The organism is Hydrogenophaga sp. LT287 (genome assembly GCF_055702805.1).
This window is the reverse complement of sequence record NZ_JBVPZC010000019.1, coordinates 42,669-63,307: the sequence shown is the minus strand read 5'-3', so window position 1 is coordinate 63,307 and position 20,639 is coordinate 42,669. Positions and strand designations below refer to the sequence as shown.

Annotated in this window: 20 protein-coding genes; 3 read left to right on the top strand and 17 right to left on the bottom strand. The window is 61.1% G+C overall.

All coding sequences use genetic code 11. From position 1 onward, the window contains the following. Positions 1-193 precede the first annotated feature (193 nt). The gene (locus AC0GNR_RS13970) at positions 194-526 is read left to right on the top strand and encodes a hypothetical protein (protein ID WP_472901538.1); all 333 of its coding nucleotides are present in this window, start codon (positions 194-196) and stop codon (positions 524-526) included. Positions 527-567: 41 nt separating this feature from the next. Here the strand turns inward: AC0GNR_RS13970 and AC0GNR_RS13965 are convergent, their stop codons facing one another. The 5 genes from AC0GNR_RS13965 to guaB form a co-directional block, all read right to left on the bottom strand. Next, positions 568-1,521: an LD-carboxypeptidase gene (locus AC0GNR_RS13965; protein WP_472901537.1), complete on the bottom strand. Its 954-nt coding sequence runs from the start codon at positions 1,519-1,521 to the stop codon at positions 568-570. A gap of 58 nt (positions 1,522-1,579) precedes the next feature. Next, positions 1,580-2,959 (bottom strand): tRNA adenosine(34) deaminase TadA, encoded by a 1,380-nt coding sequence (gene tadA, locus AC0GNR_RS13960; protein WP_472901536.1) that lies wholly within the window; start codon positions 2,957-2,959, stop codon positions 1,580-1,582. Positions 2,960-2,962: 3 nt separating this feature from the next. Continuing rightward, a complete protein-coding gene (locus AC0GNR_RS13955; protein ID WP_472901535.1) occupies positions 2,963-3,184 on the bottom strand; it encodes a hypothetical protein in 222 nt (73 codons plus the stop codon). A gap of 39 nt (positions 3,185-3,223) precedes the next feature. Next, positions 3,224-4,840, bottom strand: a complete 1,617-nt coding sequence (guaA, locus tag AC0GNR_RS13950; protein ID WP_472901534.1) for a glutamine-hydrolyzing GMP synthase — start codon at positions 4,838-4,840, stop codon at positions 3,224-3,226. 71 nt (positions 4,841-4,911) lie between these two features. Then, positions 4,912-6,381: an IMP dehydrogenase gene (gene guaB / locus AC0GNR_RS13945; protein WP_472901533.1), complete on the bottom strand. Its 1,470-nt coding sequence runs from the start codon at positions 6,379-6,381 to the stop codon at positions 4,912-4,914. A gap of 163 nt (positions 6,382-6,544) precedes the next feature. Between guaB and AC0GNR_RS13940 the strand changes: the two genes are divergently transcribed. After that, positions 6,545-7,087 (top strand): DUF4124 domain-containing protein, encoded by a 543-nt coding sequence (locus AC0GNR_RS13940; protein WP_472901532.1) that lies wholly within the window; start codon positions 6,545-6,547, stop codon positions 7,085-7,087. A gap of 70 nt (positions 7,088-7,157) precedes the next feature. Here the strand turns inward: AC0GNR_RS13940 and AC0GNR_RS13935 are convergent, their stop codons facing one another. Together AC0GNR_RS13935 and AC0GNR_RS13930 are read right to left on the bottom strand one after the other, a co-directional pair. Then, complete coding sequence (locus AC0GNR_RS13935; protein ID WP_472901531.1) at positions 7,158-7,499, bottom strand: RnfH family protein; 342 nt, start codon at positions 7,497-7,499, stop codon at positions 7,158-7,160. 9 nt (positions 7,500-7,508) lie between these two features. Next, positions 7,509-7,955, bottom strand: a complete 447-nt coding sequence (locus AC0GNR_RS13930; protein ID WP_472901530.1) for a type II toxin-antitoxin system RatA family toxin — start codon at positions 7,953-7,955, stop codon at positions 7,509-7,511. A 160-nt stretch (positions 7,956-8,115) separates the two neighbouring features. Between AC0GNR_RS13930 and smpB the strand changes: the two genes are divergently transcribed. Next, complete coding sequence (smpB, locus tag AC0GNR_RS13925) at positions 8,116-8,610, top strand: SsrA-binding protein SmpB (RefSeq protein ID WP_472901529.1); 495 nt, start codon at positions 8,116-8,118, stop codon at positions 8,608-8,610. Between the two features lie 51 nt (positions 8,611-8,661). On the opposite strand, the gene AC0GNR_RS13920 is transcribed toward smpB, so the two are convergent. The 10 genes from AC0GNR_RS13920 to AC0GNR_RS13875 all read right to left on the bottom strand — a co-directional run bounded on the left by AC0GNR_RS13920 (position 8,662) and on the right by AC0GNR_RS13875 (position 20,483). After that, the gene (locus AC0GNR_RS13920) at positions 8,662-9,762 is read right to left on the bottom strand and encodes an enoyl-CoA hydratase/isomerase family protein (protein ID WP_472901528.1); all 1,101 of its coding nucleotides are present in this window, start codon (positions 9,760-9,762) and stop codon (positions 8,662-8,664) included. Between the two features lie 36 nt (positions 9,763-9,798). Further along, positions 9,799-10,809 (bottom strand): DMT family transporter, encoded by a 1,011-nt coding sequence (locus AC0GNR_RS13915; protein ID WP_472901527.1) that lies wholly within the window; start codon positions 10,807-10,809, stop codon positions 9,799-9,801. An 85-nt stretch (positions 10,810-10,894) separates the two neighbouring features. After that, positions 10,895-12,712 (bottom strand): translational GTPase TypA, encoded by a 1,818-nt coding sequence (gene typA, locus AC0GNR_RS13910; RefSeq protein ID WP_472901526.1) that lies wholly within the window; start codon positions 12,710-12,712, stop codon positions 10,895-10,897. After that, positions 12,709-13,698 carry a tRNA pseudouridine(55) synthase TruB gene (gene truB, locus AC0GNR_RS13905; protein WP_472901525.1) on the bottom strand — a complete coding sequence of 330 codons (990 nt, stop codon included), beginning with the start codon at positions 13,696-13,698 and terminating at the stop codon, positions 12,709-12,711. The genes typA and truB overlap by 4 nt, the downstream gene beginning before the upstream one ends. Positions 13,699-13,700: 2 nt before the next feature. Beyond that, a complete protein-coding gene (gene rbfA / locus AC0GNR_RS13900) occupies positions 13,701-14,075 on the bottom strand; it encodes a 30S ribosome-binding factor RbfA (RefSeq protein ID WP_304834246.1) in 375 nt (124 codons plus the stop codon). 24 nt (positions 14,076-14,099) lie between these two features. Further along, the gene (gene infB, locus AC0GNR_RS13895; protein WP_472901524.1) at positions 14,100-16,997 is read right to left on the bottom strand and encodes a translation initiation factor IF-2; all 2,898 of its coding nucleotides are present in this window, start codon (positions 16,995-16,997) and stop codon (positions 14,100-14,102) included. Positions 16,998-17,028: 31 nt separating this feature from the next. Next, entirely contained in the window at positions 17,029-18,528 is a 1,500-nt protein-coding gene (gene nusA, locus AC0GNR_RS13890; protein ID WP_472901523.1) for a transcription termination factor NusA, read from the bottom strand. A gap of 76 nt (positions 18,529-18,604) precedes the next feature. Continuing rightward, complete coding sequence (gene rimP / locus AC0GNR_RS13885; RefSeq protein ID WP_472901522.1) at positions 18,605-19,195, bottom strand: ribosome maturation factor RimP; 591 nt, start codon at positions 19,193-19,195, stop codon at positions 18,605-18,607. 262 nt (positions 19,196-19,457) lie between these two features. Then, positions 19,458-19,679 (bottom strand): DUF2788 domain-containing protein, encoded by a 222-nt coding sequence (locus AC0GNR_RS13880; protein ID WP_472901521.1) that lies wholly within the window; start codon positions 19,677-19,679, stop codon positions 19,458-19,460. Between the two features lie 3 nt (positions 19,680-19,682). Next, positions 19,683-20,483, bottom strand: coding sequence for a DUF2189 domain-containing protein (locus AC0GNR_RS13875; protein ID WP_472901520.1), 801 nt, complete (start codon positions 20,481-20,483; stop codon positions 19,683-19,685). Positions 20,484-20,639: the final 156 nt, after the last annotated feature.

Below are 20,639 nucleotides of genomic sequence, written 5' to 3'. Positions count from 1 at the left end.
GTTGGCACGCTCAGCACCGAAAACCGCACCCAGAATCCGCCACCAGAAATGAACACCGGATTACGTCACCAAATTCCGTCACCACTTACCGCCGCCAGATTTACGCGGGTTTAGACCGCCGCTAACAATTGCCGACCACCGATGTGTTCGCGTAATCTAGATTTACAAACATAAAGTCGTTGAGGTCGTTGCCATGCGCTGGTTCAAACCCGGTATTCGAAACAGCATTTCTGCCCTGCTGGGGTCTGAAGTGCGCAAAGACTCGCCAGAAGCCCTTGAGCCGATACGAAGGGCCATGCTGGCTGCTTTAGGCGAAGAAGGTGCCCTGATCAGCCCGCAGCTGACACGCCGCTTGAACTACCTGGGCGATGCACACGGGCTCTGGTTTGCGCGATCAGAAATGATGGCGGTGCTGAGCCAGTTGCATGGTGAAGCCAAAGCCGTCGACACGGTACAGAGCCTCTCGCCTGTGTTTCGCGGCTTGCTTCCCAAAAGCCTGATCGATTCCTGCCGCCTGCGCCGCTGATCACGCATGCTGGCGCGTTGGCGGCCAACGTGACCAAGCGGTCATCCCCAATACAACAGGGCGTCACGCCCTTGAACCATCAGTTCCACCTGCTGCCCCACGGGCAGCATCACTTTGGTGGGCACATGCCCGAAAGGCAAGCCCGTGAACACGGGTGTCTTGGTTTTTGAGCGCAGCCAATTGACCACCGTCTGACGCTTGAACCCTTTGTCATGAGGGCTCGGCTGGTAGCGGTTGAACGACCCCAACAACACCGCTTTTTGTTGCCCAATGATGCCCGCGTGCAGCAATTGGGTGAGCTGTCGCTCAATGCGGTAGGGGTGTTCGTTCACATCTTCCAGAAACAAAACCCCACCTTTGGTGGCAGGTAAAAACGGCGTGCCAACCAGTGAGCACAGCACGGTCAGGTTGCCGCCCCACAGCGTGGCTTTGCGCACACGCAATTCAGGTCCATCTTGGGCAACGGTTTTGCCCTGTTGTTGCTGCAGTGCTGCCAACGCTGGGACGTCGCTGCTGGGCAATCGCCAGCCAGAGCCCTCGCCGTGGCCGCACAACAGATCGTCAAAGCAGGCTTCCATGATGTCGTCCGTGCCCACCTCAGCGCCGAAGTCTTCCCCCAAGGCGGGGCCCGCCCAGGTAATGGCGCCAGTTTTCGCATACAGCGCGCATTGCAATGCCGTGAAATCACTCAAGCCCACAAATTGGGTGCCTCTTTCAATGGCCTTGGCCAGCGGCTTGTAGGGCAGCGCATCGAGCAGCCGCGTGAGGCCATAGCCGCCCCGTGAGATCAGCGCCACGTCAGCAGCGCTGGTCGCCGCACGGCCGATAGCGGCCAGGCGCGTCTCGTCGTCGCCAGCGAACCGCTGATGGCTGCTCAGCGCAGCTTCATCAATTTCAACATCGTGCCCGAGCGCTCGGAGCCGGGCCACCCCCCGGCGAAAAGCAGCCTTGTCTCGCACGGCACTGGAGGGTGAATAGATGTAGATGTGGCTCATGGGATCGGGCGGCAGGCAAAGACCGCCATTATCCCGGAAAGGCCAGCTTGGCCGGATGTCAGCGCTCGAAGTGGGCTGTGGCCATCTGGGCAATGGTTTCGCCGTGTTCTGGCACGAAATGTCCGGCCTGGGGCAGTAGCACGGGTTCTGGACAATGGCGAATGAGGCGATGCAGCTCGCGCATCACAGACTCGCCCAACACCGGGTCTTGCTGGCCAATCACCATGAGGCTTCGACCTTGCCAGTCGCTTTGCCAGAATGAACGGGCACGCCTTGACAGGCTGGCCCCGTCGTCTTGCGGGTGCTCAGGAACCAGACCCGGAAAAGCCCGCAAGGCGGCTCGGTGCCCCTGGTCCGGAAACGGTGCGCTGTAGGCGGCGCATTCTGCGGCGCTCAGGTGCGGGTTGCCACGTGCAAAAAGACTGGCGACATCAAAGGCGGGTTTGTCGTTGCACATCTTGCGCCACGCCAAGAATCCGGGCGACAAGAGCGTGTCACCCGTGGCCAGCATGGTGTTCATTACCAGCAAGCCAGTGAAACGCCCTGGCGCATCCATCGGCAACGTCAACCCCAGCAAGCCACCCCAATCTTGCGCCACCAGCACCCCGTTGCGCAGGTCCAGTCGTTCGATCAACTCCAGCAGCACCTGGCGGTGCCAACTGAAGCTGTGGTTGGCGGCCTTCTTGGGTTTGTCACTCTTGCCAAAGCCGATCAAATCGGGCGCGATCACCCGGTCACCTGCAGCTGTAAAAACCGGAAGCATCTTGCGGTACAGGTAGCTCCAGGCTGGGTTGCCGTGCAGGCAAAGCCAGGTGCGCGCGGCATCGCGCGGGCCTTCGTCCAGGTAGTGCAGCCGCAAGCCGGCGAGTGAAGGCAGATCGCTCAGGTAGTTTGGAGCCCACGGGTAGTCTGGCAACGCTGCAAATCGCTCATCCGGTGTGCGCAGTGCATCTTCACGCAGCGGGTGGCTTTCGCGCTTGCTGACTTCGCGCCGCGTCCTAAAAAAACCGCTCAACAACTCCCCGCACGCTCGCGCCAGAACACCGCCCTGCACCGCTGTCTGGTGATTGAGCCGACGCTCGCTAAACAGATTAAGCACCGAACCCGCTGCGCCGGTTTTGGGGTCGGCTGCACCAAACACCACCCGTCGCAACCGGGCATGCAACATCGCTCCGCTGCACATGGCGCAGGGTTCCAGTGTCACGTAAAGATCGCAATCGTCCAAGCGGTAGTTGCCCAGCGCTTGTGCCGCCATCCTCAGCGCCACAATTTCGGCGTGTGCGGTCGGGTCGTGGGTGGCCAGCGGGTTGTTGCGCCCGCGCGCGATGATTTCACCGGCTCGCACCACCACGGCGCCAACCGGCACTTCGCCGTTTTCGGCCGCTTCTCGCGCCTCCGCGAGCGCTGCGCGCATGAAAATTTCGTCGCTGGCACTCATGTCTCAGCGTCCGGACTCGACGTCGCCGTCCAGTTTGCGCTGGTTCTGCTTCATCGCTTCATCCAGGGCATCTTGGTACCGCTGCTGGATCTGCTGTGGCGCCTGTGCTGGCGCTTTGGCAGGCCCTTCAGAAGTTGGCGTTACACCGCTCAACTGGCGCTGCACCAAGGTCATCACGAGCCACAAACTCAGCAACAACGCAAGGACGCTCAGCAAAGCTCGCACAATCAACAGCCTGGTTCTAGCCAACGGTAGCGGTCTGACTCATTCCCACTCAATGGTGGCCGGCGGTTTGCTGCTCACGTCGTAGGTCACGCGGTTGATGCCGCGTACCTCGTTGATGATGCGGCTGCTGACCTTTTTGAGCAACGCATAGGGCAGCTCGGCCCAGTCAGCGGTCATGAAGTCGCTGGTCTGCACCGCGCGCAGCGCCACCACATAGTCGTAGGTGCGGCCGTCGCCCATCACACCCACGCTCTTGACCGGCAGGAACACGGTGAAGGCCTGGCTGGTCAGGTCGTACCAGCTCTTGCCGCTGTTGTGGTCGATGGTGGAGCGCAGTTCTTCAATGAAGATCGCGTCAGCACGGCGCAGCAGGTCAGCAAATTCTTTTTTCACCTCGCCCAGAATGCGCACACCCAGGCCTGGGCCCGGGAACGGGTGGCGGTAGACCATGTCGTGCGGCAAACCCAGGGCCACGCCGAGTTCGCGTACCTCATCTTTGAACAGATCACGCAGCGGCTCTAGCAGTTTCAGGCCCAGTTGCTCGGGCAACCCGCCCACGTTGTGGTGACTCTTGATGGTGACGGCCTTCTTGCTCTTGGCACCACCCGACTCGATCACATCAGGATAAATAGTGCCTTGTGCCAACCACTTGGCACCTTTTGTTGATGCACCACTCGAAATCAGTTTGGCGGCTTCCGCCTTGAAAACCTCAACAAATTCGCGGCCGATGATCTTGCGTTTGGCCTCCGGCTCACTCACACCGGCCAGGTGGCCGAGGAACTGATCGGCCGCATCCACGCGGATCACCTTGGCGTGCAGCTTGCCGACGAACATGTCCATCACCATGTCGCCCTCGTTCAGGCGCAGCAGGCCGTGGTCGACAAACACGCAGGTGAGCTGGTCGCCGATGGCGCGGTGGATCAGCGCGGCGGCCACCGACGAATCAACGCCGCCGGACAGACCCAGGATGACCTCTTCGTCGCCGACTTGCTCGCGGATTTTTTGAACCGCTTCTTCAATGTGGTCGCGCATCACCCAATCGGCCCGGGTACCGCAAATGTCGAGCACGAAGCGTTCCAGCAGCGCCCTACCCTGCACCGTGTGGGTCACTTCGGGATGGAACTGCACCGCATAGTAGCCACGGTCCACATCGGCCATACCTGCAATGGGGCAGCTGTCGGTGCTGGCCATGAGCTTGAAGCCCGCCGGCATTTCGGTCACCTTGTCGCCGTGGCTCATCCAGACCTTGAGTATGCCGTGACCTTCTGGCGTGTGAAAGTCGGCGATATCTTTCAGCAACGGGGTATGGCCGCGTGCGCGCACTTCGGCGTAGCCAAACTCGCGTGTGGTGCCTGCTTCGACCTTGCCGCCCAACTGCTGCGCCATGGTCTGCATCCCGTAGCAGATGCCCAGCACCGGCACGCCCAGTTCGAACACCGCGTCAGGCGCCTTGTCGTCCACCTCGTACACGCTGGCGTGGCTGCCGGAAAGAATCACGCCCTTGAGCTGGCCGTCGGCCGCAAACTCGCGCACCCATTCGCTGCTCACATCGCAGGGGTGCACTTCGCAATACACATGCGCTTCGCGCACGCGGCGGGCGATGAGCTGGGTGACCTGGGAACCGAAATCGAGGATGAGGATTTTCTGGTGTTGCATGGCGTTGTCTGGCTGGGCTGTTCAGAAAGCAAAAAGGCCGTCCATCAGGACGGCCACTGGCGCATCGGCGCTTATTCCGCGCGGTAGTTGGGCGCTTCTTTGGTGATTTGGACGTCGTGAACGTGGCTTTCGCGAATGCCGGCCGACGTGATTTCAACAAACTCTGCCTTGTGGCGCATGTGCTCAATGCTGGGGCAACCGCAATAGCCCATGGAGGCGCGCAGACCGCCCGCCATCTGGAAGATGATGGAGACGACCGAGCCCTTGTAAGGCACACGCCCCTCAATACCTTCAGGCACCAGCTTGTCGGCATTCGGGTTGCCGGTGCTGGATTCCTGGAAGTAGCGGTCGGCACTGCCCTGTTGCATGGCACCAATGGAGCCCATACCGCGGTAGCTCTTGTAGCTGCGCCCTTGGTACAGCACGATTTCACCCGGCGCTTCTTCGGTGCCGGCAAACATGCCGCCCATCATCACCGTGTTGGCACCGGCTGCAATGGCTTTGGCAATGTCACCGCTGTAGCGGATACCGCCGTCGGCAATCATGGGCACGCCGGTGCCCTGCAAGGCGGTGGCAACACTGTCAATCGCCATGATCTGGGGCACACCCACCCCCGCCACGATGCGGGTGGTGCAAATGGAACCTGGGCCAATGCCCACCTTGACGGCGTCGGCACCCGCCTCGACCAGCGCCAGCGCAGCGCCACCCGTGGCGATATTGCCGCCAATGACCTCCACTTGCGGGTAGTTGTGCTTCACCCAGCGCACGCGGTCCAGTACACCTTTGCTGTGGCCGTGAGCGGTGTCCACCACGATGGCGTCTACACCGGCTTTGACCAGGGCTTCCACGCGCTCTTCGGTGCCCTCGCCCACGCCTACCGCCGCGCCCACGCGAAGCCGGCCGGCGGCATCGCGCGCAGCGTTGGGGAAATTGAGCTGCTTGGTGATGTCTTTCACCGTGATCAAGCCCTTGAGTTCGAAGGCGTCGTTGACCAACAGCAAGCGCTCCAGCTTGTGTTTGTTCAGCAGGGTCTTGGCCTCGGCCGGCGTAGTGCCGTCGGGCATGGTGATCAGGCGCTCGCGCGGCGTCATGATCTCGCTCACCGGGAGGTCGTAGCGCGTCTCAAAGCGCAAGTCGCGCCCGGTGACGATGCCAACCACTCGGCCAGCATCCACGACAGGGAAGCCAGATACGCCCAAGTCGTCAGACAGCTTCATGACTTGGCGGATGGTGGTCTGCGGCGTGATGACGACAGGGTCGCGCAGCACGCCCGACTCGTAGCGCTTGACCTTGGCCACCTGGGCGGCCTGCTCTTGCGCCGTGAGGTTTTTGTGAACGATGCCAATACCGCCTTCCTGTGCAATGGCGATCGCCAGGCGGGCTTCGGTCACGGTGTCCATGGCCGCTGAAACCAGCGGGAGGTTCAGCTTGATGTTGCGTGAAAACTGGGTGGCGAGGGAAGTGTCCTTGGGAAGGACTTGGGAGTACGCTGGCACCAACAAGACATCGTCGAAGGTGAGCGCTTTGCCGAGTAGGCGCATGGGTAAAGCTCCAAAAGCAATATTGTATCCGGCCACCATCAGGGCAAACCCGGGCGGCACGAGCGCCTTGCGGCAAATGATCAAACGGCGAAGATGTGCAACTTCTTCACTGCTGCGACACAAACACAGCCTCGCCCGGCCTCACCGGCGCTAAACTTCAAGCATGCTTTTCAAAAAGTCTTCTTTCCTGCCATGTCGCCAGTGGGCACTGGTTGTATTGGCCGCACTTGCCAGCAGCGCAGCGATGGCGCAATGGCAATGGGTTGATGGCACCGGCCGCAAAGTCTTCAGTGACACGCCACCGCCCAGCACGGTGCCCGAGAAGAGCATTCTCAAACGCCCTGGGTTGCGCACACCCGCGGTATCCGCGGCCACAACGCCGACGGGCACCGAGGTGGCCGCCTCTACCAGCACAGTAGCTGCACCCAAATTGAGTGGGCGCGACGAACAGCTGGAAGCGCGCAAGAAACAAGCAGAAGAGGCCGAACAGGCCAAAAAGAAGGCCGAAGAAGAACGCCAGGCCAAGGCACGTGCTGACAACTGCGAAAGAGCCAAGCGAGCCAAAGCCACGCTCGACTCGGGTATCCGCATTGCTACCACCAATGCCAAAGGAGAGCGGGAGATCATGGATGACAGTGGCCGAGCCGCAGAGGCCAAACGCCTGGACGATCTCATCCGTTCCGATTGCGCTGCCGGCGTGAACTGATCGCGACGCTGCCGGTTTGGCACCTTGCCCGCTGGTTTAGCGCATTGCAAACGCTGAGCGTTCGACGGCCTCAGTAACCCGCTTTAGACCCCGGTCGGCGGTGGGTAAAGAGGCCAGCGCCCCTTGCGCCCTGCCCCACAAACCTCTCCCTGCGTGCCACCTTGGGGTCGACCCGCAGCTCTCTGTAAACCTCGATCCGGTCACCGTCCCGTAGCGGTGTGTGGCCGCTGGCCTTTCGTCCCCACGAGCCCAGTGGCAAGCTCTGCTCATTGATTTCTGGAAAACGGACCAACCAGCCGGACTGCAGCAGTGCCTGCAAAACGGTGGTGCCAGGCGCGACATCGAGCACGGCTTCCTGCACCGTGCGCGGTGCATTGGCGTAGACCAGCAAAATGCGCAGGTTGCTGCTCATGAAAACCGATCAAACGCTGCCATAGACCTGGTCTGCGCGCTTAACAAAAGCATCTACCAAGCTGCCCGCGATTTTTTCAAAGACGGGCCCAACCAGCTTGGCCAGGGTCGCGCTGTTGAATCCATAGCTCAAGGTGAATTCCACCTTGCATGCCCGCTGGCTACCGTCTCCCAGCGGGGTGAACACCCAGCAACCGTCAAGGTGCGAAAACGGGCCGTCCACCAACTCCATGACCACCTTGCGGTCGGCCTCGTGCACATTGCGTGTGGTGAAACTGTGGCGCAGACCGCTGATGGCCATACCCACTTTGGCCACCATGGTGTGGTCTTCTTGCTCCAGCACCTCGCCGTGCTCGCACCAAGGCAAAAACTGGGGGTAATGTTCGATATCGGTCACCAGCGCAAACATTTCGTGTGCGCTGTGCCAAAGCAAAACAGATTTGTGAATGGTTTTCATACAATGGACCTGCGTGCAAGCGGGTGTGAAGCCCGCCGGTCAGCCGGTTGGTCTCAGGGCCGTCAATGCCATGTCGATGCGACATGCAACCAGCGCCTGAGCTCCGAACCCCATTGTATGGGCCTTGCATGTCCCACCATGCGGCCCCACCTGAACCCCCATGGCCACCAAATCCAGCAAATCAACCTCCGTCAAAGGCGCAGACAGCCGCATCGCTGACAACAAGAAAGCCTTCTTCAACTACGCCATTGAAGAGCGCTTTGAAGCGGGCATGGTGCTCGAAGGCTGGGAAGTCAAAGCCCTGCGCGAAGGCAAAGTCCAGCTTACCGATGGCTATGTGGTGATCCGGGAAGGCGAGTTGTTCTTGATCGGTTGCCAGATCAATCCGCTCAATACCGCATCCAGCCACATTTCGCCAGATGCCGTTCGCACCAAAAAACTGCTGCTGCACAAAGACCAGATCCGGCGGCTGATCGGAAAAATCGAGCAAAAAGGCTACACGCTGGTGCCGCTGAACCTGCACTGGAAAAATGGCAAGGTGAAATGCGACATGGCGCTGGCCAAAGGCAAGGCCGAGCACGACAAACGCGACACCATCAAGGACCGCGAAGGCAAGCGCGAGGTTGAGCGCGCCATGAAAAGCCGGCAGCGCTGAACCGCAGCCGCAGCGAAGCAGCCCAGCGGTGCGATCCGCTGGCGTTCGAACTCAGGCCAGTGTGCGCAGCGGGTGCGTGTGGTCTGGCCAGGGGCTTTCAAAGAATGCGCTCACCTGCTCCAGGGAGACATCCTCCACCCGAGCCGGGTTCCAGCGCGGCTGGTGATCTTTGTCCACTGCCAACGCGCGAATGCCCTCTACCGTTTCGCTGTCCGCTCCCGGACGCAACTGAAAGCAGCGCCGAACAAGGCCTCGCTCCAGCCGCAAATCGTCCGCCAGACCCATGCCGCGTGCACGCCGAATATGTTCCAGCACAACATGCAACATCAGTGGTGAGCGTTTGTTCAGCGTGGCCAGCGTGCTGCGTGCCCAGTCAGAATCGGTGGCCTCCAGCGCTGCCACGATCTCAGGCACGCTCGGAAGACTGAAAATGCGGTCAACCTCCGTGACGGGCCAGGTCCCGGGTGTCGTGGCGGTGTTCAGGTGGCTGGCGCACCAACGTTCAACCGATGCGCCGTTTTCAAACGGCGTCTGGGCCAGCGAACTCCACAAGCCAGGCAGTCGCCCCGAATCGATGAACCCGTCGGCAAGCCCTGCGGCCATCGCGTCGCGTCCACCCAGCACCACACCGGTGAGGGCCAGGTATTCGCCCAGGCGGCCGGCACAGCGGCTTAAAAAATATCCGCCACCCACGTCAGGAAACAAGCCGATGCCCGTTTCTGGCATGGCCAACTTGCTGCGCTCGGTCACAATGCGCAAGCTCGCGCCCTGACTGATGCCCATGCCTCCGCCCATGACGATGCCGTCCATCAACGCGATATAGGGCTTGGCGTAGGTGTGGATCAGATGGTTGAGCGCGTATTCCTCGGTGAAGAAGTCTTCCAGCTCGGGGTTCCCGCTCAAGGCCGCCTGATGAAAGAACCGAATGTCGCCGCCCGCGCAAAAAGCGCCAAACGGTCCGTCCTTGTTGACACCGCGCACCACCACCGCCAGCACCTGCTCGTCGTCGCGCCAGTCCAACAGGGCTTGCGTGAGGGTGCGAATCATCCCCAGCGACAGGGCATTGAGCGCCTGCGGGCGGTTCAGGGTGATGCAACCCACCCGGCCGCGCAGTTCAGCGACAACGTGATTTTCGGCAGAGAGCGTGGTCATGGTGAAGGTCCTATGTCTAGGGTGGACGAGGCCAGGTCATTGCCTGGGCTGATTAACGGTCTGAATGCGGGGTGTGCCGGTGCGTGAGCGCCAGCCCAACAACTCGTTGACGAGCAAGGCGCCAATGACCAGGCTTCCACCCAACAGCACCTCGGCTGCCGGCTTTTCGTGGGCCCATACCCACGCCAGCAAAATACCAAATACGACTTCCAGCAACGCCAGCAGCGAGATTTCGGGTGCTTTCAGAACCCGTGCACACACGACCGACAGCGTGCAGGGGATAGCCAACTGAAAAAGACCGAGCAAAGCCAGCCAGCCCACGTCCGATACCGTGGCCGCGAATGGCAATGCCAGAGGCAGGGTGAGCAGCGCCGAGATCAGCGCACCCAGCAAAACCGAAGGCACGAGGTCAATCTTTTCGCCCTGAGACTGGCTGCGCTGTACCACCGTCCAATTGATGGCACCCGCCACGGGAACACACAGCGCCACCAGGGAGCCCAGCACCAGGGCCGAAGCTTCTGTCGATTCCCCCTGGAAAGCCGCGAGCATCTGGCTGCCGTACATGTACACAATGCCAGCACCCGCGGCCACAATGGCCAGCCAGGTGCGCAGCGGCAGGCGTTGGCCAATGGTGAAACGGGCCACGAGGGCGGTAAACAAAGGCCCAGCAGCCAGAATGATCAGCACATTGGCCACGCTGGTGAAGGTCAAGGCCAACATGAAGGCCGTGAACATCACGCTCCAGCAAGCGCCTGACAGCCAAAACGCACGGGTTTCAGGCAGCACGCCCCAGTGGCGGTGCATGAATTGACCGACCACCGATCGTTCAGACAAAGGTTGAGCGAGGTGAGAGCCGCTGGCATGGCGCCAGATCGGGAGGATCACCACAAGCGACAGCGCTGTGAACGCGCTGCGCCAGAACGTGACTTCAAATCGGGCCGCAGACTCCAACTGGCGAGAGACCACACCAGCGATCGACCAGAGAAAGGCGACCAAAACCATCAACACCACGGCCTGCGTGTGGCTCAGCTGGCGAGAAGGGAACATGTCTTTGTTCTGGGAAAAACCGGCGCCTGCCAACAGGCGCCACTGGACACACCGCCCGAAGCAGGGCGGCGGTCCCCTGCGTTAATCACTTGTTGCGCTTGCGGTCGCCTTCTTTCAGGAAACGCTTGCGCAGACGGACCGACTTGGGCGTGATTTCCACCAGCTCGTCGTCTTCAATGAATTCCACACCGTATTCGAGGTTCAGGTCGATTGGCGGCGTGATCTTGATCGCGTCTTCCTTGCCCGATACGCGGAAGTTGGTCAGCTGCTTGGTGCGGGTGGCGTTCACGATCAGGTCGTTGTCGCGGCTGTGGATACCGACGATCATGCCCTCGTACACCGGATCACCAGCCTTCACAAACATGCGACCCCGGTCGTCCAGCTTGCCCAGTGCGTAAGTGAAAATTTCACCGTCGTCCATCGAAATCAGCACACCGTTCTTGCGACTGGCAATGTCACCTTTGTGCGGTTCGTAGCTGTCGAAGATGTTCGAGATCAGGCCGGAGCCGCGGGTCAAGTTCAGGAATTCGTTGGTAAAACCGATAAGACCGCGCGCTGGAATACGGTATTCCAGACGCACGCGGCCACGGCCGTCCGGCTCCATGTTGGCCAGCTCACCCTTGCGCTCGCCCAGGGCTTGCATCACGCCGCCTTGGTGCTGCTCTTCAATGTCGGCCGTCACCAGCTCGATGGGCTCGTGGCGCACGCCATCCACATCGCGGAACACCACGCGTGGCTTGGACACGGCCAGCTCGTAGCCTTCGCGGCGCATGTTTTCCAGCAAGATGGTCAGGTGCAATTCACCGCGGCCCATCACCTCGAAGATGCCCTCTTCGTCGGTTTCCTTGACGCGCAGCGCCACGTTGGACTGCAACTCTTTTTGCAGGCGGTCCCAGATTTGGCGGCTGGTGACAAACTTGCCCTCGCGGCCAGCCAGCGGGCTGGTGTTGACACAGAAGTTCATCGTCAGGGTGGGCTCATCCACCTTCAACATGGGCAGCGGTGCTGGCGTCAGCGGGTTGGTGATGGTCACACCGATGCCGATGTCAGCAATGCCGTTGATCAGCACGATTTCACCCGGTCCGGCTTCGGTGGCTTGCACGCGGTCCAGACCCTGGAACGTCAGGACCTGGTTGATGCGGCCTTTGATGGACTTGCCATCGGGGCCTTCCATCACCAGCACGTCCATGTTGGGCTTGATCGTGCCCTGGCTGATACGGCCCACGCCGATACGGCCCACGAAAGTCGAGAAGTCGAGCGCTGAAATTTGCAGCTGCAGGGGTGCTTCTGGATCGCCCGTCTGTGCAGGCACGTGGTTGAGCACCGTTTCAAACAGGGCGGACATGTCAGGCCCCCACTGTTCGCCAGGAGCGCCTTCCACCAGCGAAGACCAGCCATTGATGCCCGAGGCGTAAACGACCGGGAAGTCCAGCTGCTCGTCGGTTGCACCGAGCTTGTCGAACAGGTCGAAGGCAGCGTTGACCACCTTGTCGGGGTTCGCGCCGGGCTTGTCCACCTTGTTGACCACCACGATGGGCTTCAGACCCAAGGCCAGGGCCTTTTTGGTCACAAAGCGGGTCTGTGGCATGGGGCCTTCTTGCGCGTCGATCAGCAGCACCACACCGTCCACCATGGACAAAGCGCGCTCCACCTCGCCACCGAAGTCCGCGTGACCGGGGGTGTCCACGATGTTGATGTGGGTGCCCTTCCAGCTGACGGCACAGTTCTTGGCCAGAATCGTGATGCCGCGCTCTTTTTCAATGGCGTTGTTGTCCATCACCGTGTCCACGACTTTTTCGTGTTCGGCGAAGGTGCCCGACTGCCGAAGCAGCTGGTCCACCATGGTGGTTTTGCCATGGTCAACGTGGGCGATGATGGCGATGTTGCGGATTTGTTTGCTCATGATGTGAGTTCCGGTGAGGTTTCCAGGATTTGCTGTATTTCGATGGGGCTCAGCAGCCGCCCCGGGATCAATTCGCCGCCTTCGGTGTGGGCACTGCCCAGCAACACGCGGTCGGTTGTTGTTTCGTTAGAAGCGCCTGGGGCAGGTCCGAAAACCGCTACCCGCGCTTCGTTGGGCCAGGCGCCCCGGCGGCGCACACCGCTCAGAAAGCGCCCTGCACTTTCAGCTTCCAGCACAACCGGCGTGTAGCCTTCGAGCAAGGTCTTCACAGGCAGCAACCGGCCCAGACGTTGCTCTTCGGTGGCCGCTTCCAGCGCTTCGAGCGTGGTGCACTGGCTGGCGTCAAAGGGTCCGGTGGCTACCCGGCGCAGCATGGTCAGGTGACCGCCGCAGCCGAGGGCTTCGCCAATGTCTTCGCCCAGCGTGCGAATGTAAGTGCCTTTGCTGCAACGCACGAGCAAATGCAAACTGGGGTTGTCGCCCGTGAGCTGCATGTCCAGCAACTCCAGATCGTGAATGACCACCTGCCGGGCTTCGCGCTCCACCGTTTCACCGTCACGCGCGTACTCATAGAGCGCCTTGCCGTCTTTCTTGAGCGCACTGTACATCGGCGGCACTTGGGCAATGGGGCCCATGAAGCGGTCGAGCACTTCGACCACCTGGCCTGGCGAGCAGGTCACCGGGCGGGTTTCAATGACTTCGCCCTCGGCGTCGCCAGTGGCCGTTTTCTGCCCCAGGCGCACCGTGGTTTCGTAGGTTTTGTCGGCATCCAGATGGATTTGACTGAACTTGGTGGCCGCTCCAAAGCACAAGGGCAGCACGCCCGTGGCCAACGGATCGAGCGTTCCGGTATGGCCTGCTTTTTCAGCGCGCAGCAACCACTTGGCCTTTTGCAGAGCCTGGTTGCTGGAAAGACCCAGCGGTTTGTCGAGCAGCAACACCCCGTGCACAGGGCGCCGCTGCACCCGAGTGCGTGGCGCGTGCATGGTCAGTCCTCCTGGGCGCGAGAAGAAACGGCCTTGGCGATCAAGGCGTTCATGTCGGCCGCGCGCTCGGTGGTGCGATCAAACACAAAGTGCAAGGTCGGCACCGTGTGGATGTGCAAGCGCTTGAACAAGCCGCTGCGCAGAAAGCCCGCTGCGGTGTTCAATCCTTGCAAGGTCTCTTGTGGATCGCCTGTGAGCAGGCTGAAGAACACCTTGGCATGCGCGTAATCGGGCGTGACCTCGACCGCATTGATTGTGACCATGCCCACCCGCGGGTCTTTGAGTTCGCGCGCGATCAGCTCGGTCAGATCGCGCTGGATCTGATCGGCCACGCGAAAACCGCGGTTGGGGGTGGATGACTTCTTGCGGGTTGCCATGGTGCTTGTGTTGCCGGTGCGCGCTTACAGCGTGCGGGCCACTTCCTTGACTTCGAAGAACTCCAGCTGATCACCTTCTTTGATGTCGTTGTAGTTCTTGAGCTTGATACCGCACTCGAAGCCTTCTTTGACTTCGCGCACATCGTCCTTCAAACGCTTGAGGGTGTCGATTTCGCCGGTGTAGATCACCACGTTGTCGCGCAGCAAGCGGAAGTGTGCGTTGCGGTTGACCTGGCCCGACGTGACCATACAGCCCGCCACGGTACCAATCTTGGTGGCCACAAACACCGTGCGAATTTCGGCAGAACCGATGACTTCTTCGCGCTTTTCAGGTGCCAGCATGCCGGACATGGCCGCCTTCAACTCATCCACGGCGTCGTAAATGATGTTGTAGTAACGCAGATCCACGTCGTTGCCCTCAGCCAGCTTGCGTGCGCCCACATCGGCGCGCACGTTGAAGCCGATCACAACCGCCTTGGAGGCGATAGCCAGGTTGACGTCGCTCTCGCTGATGCCACCGACACCGGCAAACACCAGCTGAACCTTGACTTCGTCGGTCGACAGCTTGAGCAGCGAAGCGCCCAGCGCTTCTTGCGAACCCTGCACGTCGGCCTTGACGATGATGGGCAACACCTTGACTTCACCAGCAGAGATGTCGGTGAACATGTTTTCCAGCTTGGCGGCCTGTTGGCGCGCCAGCTTGGTGTTGCGGAACTTGCCGGCACGGTAGGTGGCGATCTCGCGAGCGCGGCGCTCGTCGGTCATCACCATGAAGTCGTCGCCAGCCTGAGGCACTTCAGACAGACCCTGGATTTCTACCGGGATCGAAGGACCAGCGGATTTGATGGGCTTGCCGTTCTCGTCCAGCATGGCGCGCACACGGCCCGAGGTCTGGCCAACCAGCACCACGTCACCGGTTTTGAGCGTACCGCTCTGCACCAGCACGGTGGCCACCGAGCCACGGCCTTTGTCCAGGCGGGCCTCAATCACCAAGCCCTTGGCCATGGCTTCCACAGGCGCCTTCAATTCCAGCACCTCAGCCTGGAGCAACACCTGCTCCAGCAGAGCGTCGATGCCTTCGCCGGTCTTGGCCGACACGCCCACAAAGGGCACGTCGCCGCCAAACTCCTCGGGTACCACCTCTTCGGCCACCAGCTCGGAACGCACGCGCTCCAGGTTGATGCCCGGCTTGTCGATCTTGGTCAGCGCGACCACGATCGGCACACCGGCCGCTTTCGCGTGCTTGATGGCTTCTTTGGTCTGGGGCATGACGCCGTCGTCCGCCGCACACACCAGAATGACGATGTCGGTGGCTTGCGCACCGCGGGCACGCATGGCGGTGAAGGCCTCGTGACCGGGAGTGTCAAGGAACGACACCATGCCGCGCGGGGTTTCGACGTGGTAGGCGCCAATGTGCTGCGTGATACCGCCGGCTTCGCCCGCGGCCACTTTTGCTCGACGGATGTAGTCCAGCAACGAGGTCTTGCCGTGGTCAACGTGACCCATCACGGTCACCACAGGCGCACGCGGCAGCAGTTCACCTTGCAGCTGGGTTGAATCGTCGTCGGTGAAGGCCTCTGGATCGTCCAGCGCCGCGACCAACGCCTTGTGACCCAGCTCTTCCACCACGATCATGGCGGTGTCTTGGTCCAGCGGCTGGTTGATGGTGACCATCTGACCCAGCTTCATCAATTGCTTGATGACCTCGGACGACTTCAAGCTCATCTTGTGCGCAAGCTCGGCGACCGTGATGGTCTCGGGCACATGCACCTCGATGATCTTGACTTCGGTCGGAGCCACAAAATTACCCTGACCATGGTCGCCGCGCGAATCGCGGTCGCCACGGCGGCCGCCGCCACCACGGGGGCCACCGCGCCAGTTGGAACGACCTGCGCTGGTGTCGCCGCGGGTCTTGATTTCCTTCTTCTTGGCAGCGTCGTCTTTCCAGGTGGAAGACAGGTTCTCAGACTTGACTTCCTTCTTGCCAGCGGTGGCTGGCGCAGCAGCACCCGCCGCGGCGGCCGGCTTGACAGGCGTGCCAGCAGGCTTGTGCAGCGTCCCTTTGATCCCGGCTTTGGGGTCTGGCGTGGGTTCTGGCTTTTTGGCCACCATCGTCTTGGCAGGAGCCGCCATCATGGCGCGAATATTCGCAGCTTCGGCCTCGGCTTTGCGGCGGCGCTCCACGAGATCTTGCGCACGCAGTTCTTCTGCACGCTTGACCTCGGCGTTCTTGTCTGCCAGCACACGCGCAGCGGACTCACGCTCAAGCGTGTCTGTTTTGACCTGAGCGCGCTTCGCGGCGTCAGCGGCCAGCGTTTCCTCAGTCGGGGCGCTCGGCGCTTCGGTGGCGGCTGCGACTTTCGCGGCAGCAGCGGCTTCGGCAGCAGCCGCCGCCTGTGCAGCTTCAGCGGCCGCGCGGGCTTTTTCAGCCTCGGCCTGCTTGCTTTCCTCAGCTTCACGGTCGCGCCGTTTTTGGGCCAACTCTTCTTCCTGGCGGCGCAGCAACTCGGCTTGACGGCGTGCGTCTTCCTCGCGCCGGGCCAGTTCAGCCGTGTCCACCACCGAGACGGGTTCCACCGCTTCGACGTGGTCCACAACCGCTTCAGGCACCACGACTTCGTCGTCCCGCTTGATGAACGTGCGCTTTTTGCGCACCTCCACCTGAATGGTGCGCGCACGTCCAGTGGCATCGGCCTGTTTGATCTCCGAGGTGGACTTCTTCACCAGGGTGATCTTTTTGCGCTCGGCACTGGCCGTGCCATGGCTGGCCTTGAGGTGACCCAGCAGCGTCTGCTTGTCCGCTTCCGAAAGCGGATCGGCTCCAGATGTCTTGGGTACCCCGGATGCGGAGAGTTGCTCCAGCAAAAGGGACGTGGGTTTGTTGAGCTCGGCAGCCAATTCGGCGACGGTGGTACTGGTCATAGGTTCTTTTCTCCGCTGGGGCCTCCGCTGGTCAGGTCGTGGGTTGCGCTTCGTCACCGGCGAACCAGTGAGCGCGGGCCAGCATGATCAGCGCGGTAGCCTCTTCAGGCGTTTGTCCGGTGATGTCGGTCAATTCGTCGGTGGCCAGGTCGGCCAACTCGTCGCGGGTGTGAATCCCGCCGTCAGCCAGTTTGGCCACCAGCTCCTGGGTGACGCCATCGAGATCGCGCAGGTCTTGCGAAACCTCTTCAACGCTTTCTTCCCGGACGAGTTCCATGGTGAGCAAGGCATCCTTTGCACGGGTGCGCAGTTCGTTGACGGTGTCCTCATCGAACGATTCAATTTCAAGCATTTCCTGGATCGGCACGTACGCCACCTCTTCGAGGCTGGTGAAACCTTCCTCGATCAGGATGTCGGCAATCTCTTGGTCCACATCCAGTTTGGCCATGAAAATCTTGCGAATGCCGTCGGCCTCTTCAGCCTGCTTTTGCGCCGACTCGTCGGCGGTCATGATGTTGATGCGCCAGCCAGTCAGCTCAGACGCCAGACGCACGTTTTGACCACCACGGCCAATGGCGATGGCCAGGTTTTCCTCGTCCACCACCACATCCATGGCGTGGCGCTCTTCGTCCACCACAATGGACTGGACGTTGGCAGGAGCCAAAGCACCAATCACAAACTGGGCGGGATCTTCGCTCCACAGCACGATGTCAACGCGCTCGCCAGCGAGCTCATTGGTGACACCGTTGACGCGCGAACCGCGGACACCCACACAGGTGCCAATCGGGTCAATGCGCTTGTCCAGGGTATGAACAGCGATCTTGGCGCGCGAACCAGGGTCGCGGGCACAGGTCTTGATCTCCAGCAGACCCTGCTCAATTTCAGGCACTTCCAGGCGGAACAGCTCGATCATGAACTCGGGGGCGGAACGCGACAGCAGGATGGGAGCGCCGCGCAGGGTCAGGTCCACTTCCATGATCATGGCGCGCACGCGGTCGCCCGTACGGAAGTTTTCCTTCGGGATCATTTCGCTGCGACGCAGGCGGCCTTCGACGCGACCGCTCTCGACAATGAGGTCGCCCTTGTCCATGCGCTTCACGGTGCCGACAAAAATCTTGTCGCCACGCGACATGAAATCGTTCAACAGCATTTCGCGCTCGGCATCGCGGATTTTTTGCAGGATCACCTGCTTGGCTGCCATGGCACCAATGCGGCCGATCGGCACGCTTTCCACGGGCTTCTCAATGAAATCACCCTCTTCGATGTCCGCGAGTTCGTCGCGGGCATCGGTCAGCAGCTCTTCAGCATCGGGGTTTTGCAGACCGGCTTCATCGGGCACGACCAACCAGCGGCGGAAGGTCTCGTAGGAGCCGTCGTCCGGGTTCATGGCCACGCGGATGTCCACGTCGCCTTTGTAGAGTTTCTTGGTGGCCGAGGCCAGCGCCAGCTCCACCGCACCGAGCACCACGTCGCGTTCGACGTTCTTCTCGCGGGAGATGGCATCAATCAGCATCAACATTTCGCGGTTCATTTACTCGCCCACCTTTCCGGATATCTTTTTCAGAATCAACACAATTATTCGCATTCGTTTGCGCGCGGCGCACCAGTCATTCGGCGTCAGCGACACCTGGAGCCTGTCGACCCTTGAAACTCACAATAGGCGCCAGCCGTGCCTGCTGGACATCGTCCAAGGTGAACACCAGCGCCTGCAGCGGTGGCGGTACACGCTTCTTGCTGACGCGCACACCCGGCTTCACCTCAGGGGCATCGCTCCAGACCACTTGCCACTGCACGCCGTCTTCAGCACGTTCGAGCGTGCCGCGAAATTTTTTCCGGTTGGCCGACACATCGGAGGCGGTAACGCCAATCGGCGCCTTCAAGGTGAGATCCACCACGTGACCTTCAAACCTGATGTAGTCGATTTCACGCTTGAGCGGTCGATCGATACCCGGCGAACCCACCTCAAGGCGGCGGTATTCCAGCCCCTCCACCTCCAGCAAGTACTGAAGCTGGCGGGTGATTTTTTCACAATCTTCCACGGTCACAAAGCGCTCCACCGGAGCGGCTTCACCAGCCTGCGGCGCTTGCCAAGGCCAATCAATAGTCACGCGCAATAAACCACTGCCAGAGCGATCAAGCTCCACCAGGTCAAAACCCAGTCCAGTGACGGTTTGCTCTACGGTTTCTTGCCAAGCCATTGTGTGTGGTGTCTGCCCTAAGGGTTTGCGTGGGGGTAAAAGCGTTCGGCCAAAAAAAATGGGCCGGTAGTAACCCGCCCATTTGGTCGTGAAGCTCGCATTATAACCCGGTTAAGGGGTGATTTGCAAGTTGCGCGGCGTTCAAACAGGGGGCACTTCGCTGAACCCTGAGGGACGCAGCAGCGAGGCATGTTCCGCTACATGCAACGGGCGGCGTCATGCAAGCCGGATAGGCAATCGGGCGCAGGCCAGCGCGAACCGATCAGATGCCCAAGACCCACTGAATGAGGTTCTTGGCCATGAATCCCAACATGCCAAACGAGAGCACCAGAAACAGAATGAAGGTGCCGAACTTGCCGGCTTTGGATTCCCGCGCCAGATTTAACACGATGAACAGCATGTACAAAATAAAGGCACCCACACCGAAGGTGAGGCCGAATTGGGCGATTTGCCCTTCCGTGTAACCAAACAGGGTCGTTTCCATGGCTCAGCCTCCGCCAGTCGACTCGATGCCGCTGGGCAGAGAAACGGGTCTCATCGTGAGGTCGCAGTAAGCGTGCCAACTGGCATGGGCAATCAGCGGAATGACCACAACCAAGCCCAACAGCGCGGTGAACATGCCCACGCCCACCAACAGCCCGATCAGCACAGCCCAAAACGCCATGGGTGCCGGGTGATTGGCCACGGCACGCCAGCTCTCGGCCACCGCCATGCTGACGGGGACCGATGTGTCAACCAGCATGGGGATGGCCACCACGCTGGATGCAAACACCGGTGCGGCCAGCAGGGCACCCAGCAGCAACCAGGCCTCAAACAGGCCGATGTCACGCACCAGCACCACATGGCGCAGGAAATCGATGGGTTTGTGGATGGGCTCGGGCGACCACAGCGTGATCAAACCTGCCGAGGTGAGCACCCAGCCGGTGCCGGCCAGCCCGAGCAACAAACCGAATCGAACCAGGCGACCGTCGCCGGAGCGCCAGAGGGCGATCACTTCGGGCATGCCCACGCAACGCCCGCTGTTGCACGCCCGGCTCACGTGGTAAAGGCCGGTGGCCAGAATCGGCGCCACGATCAGGAAACCCGAAAAAGCACCGGCCAGCAGCCAGAACTGGTCGCGCGCGCCCCACAGCAGCAGCCAGCCGCCAGCGGCCAGCAGCAAACCGTGCCACAGACCTGGAGCAGGGTTGCGGCGCAAATCGGCCCACCCCAGCGCCAGCCAGCGCAAGGGTGAGCCCAGGGAAACGGGGACGGGCATGTTGGGCGCAGAAGAGGGGTGGTCGTTCATTCGAATTTCCATGGGGCACGGCAGCCGGGCGGAACCCGCTTTTATAGTGGTTCGGCGCAAACTGGGGGTTGATAAAAGTCAAGTATGACCGCACGCCGACACAAGCCTTGCGCAAGCGAGGCAGCGCCTGAAGGCGAGCAAGAACAACGCAGACCC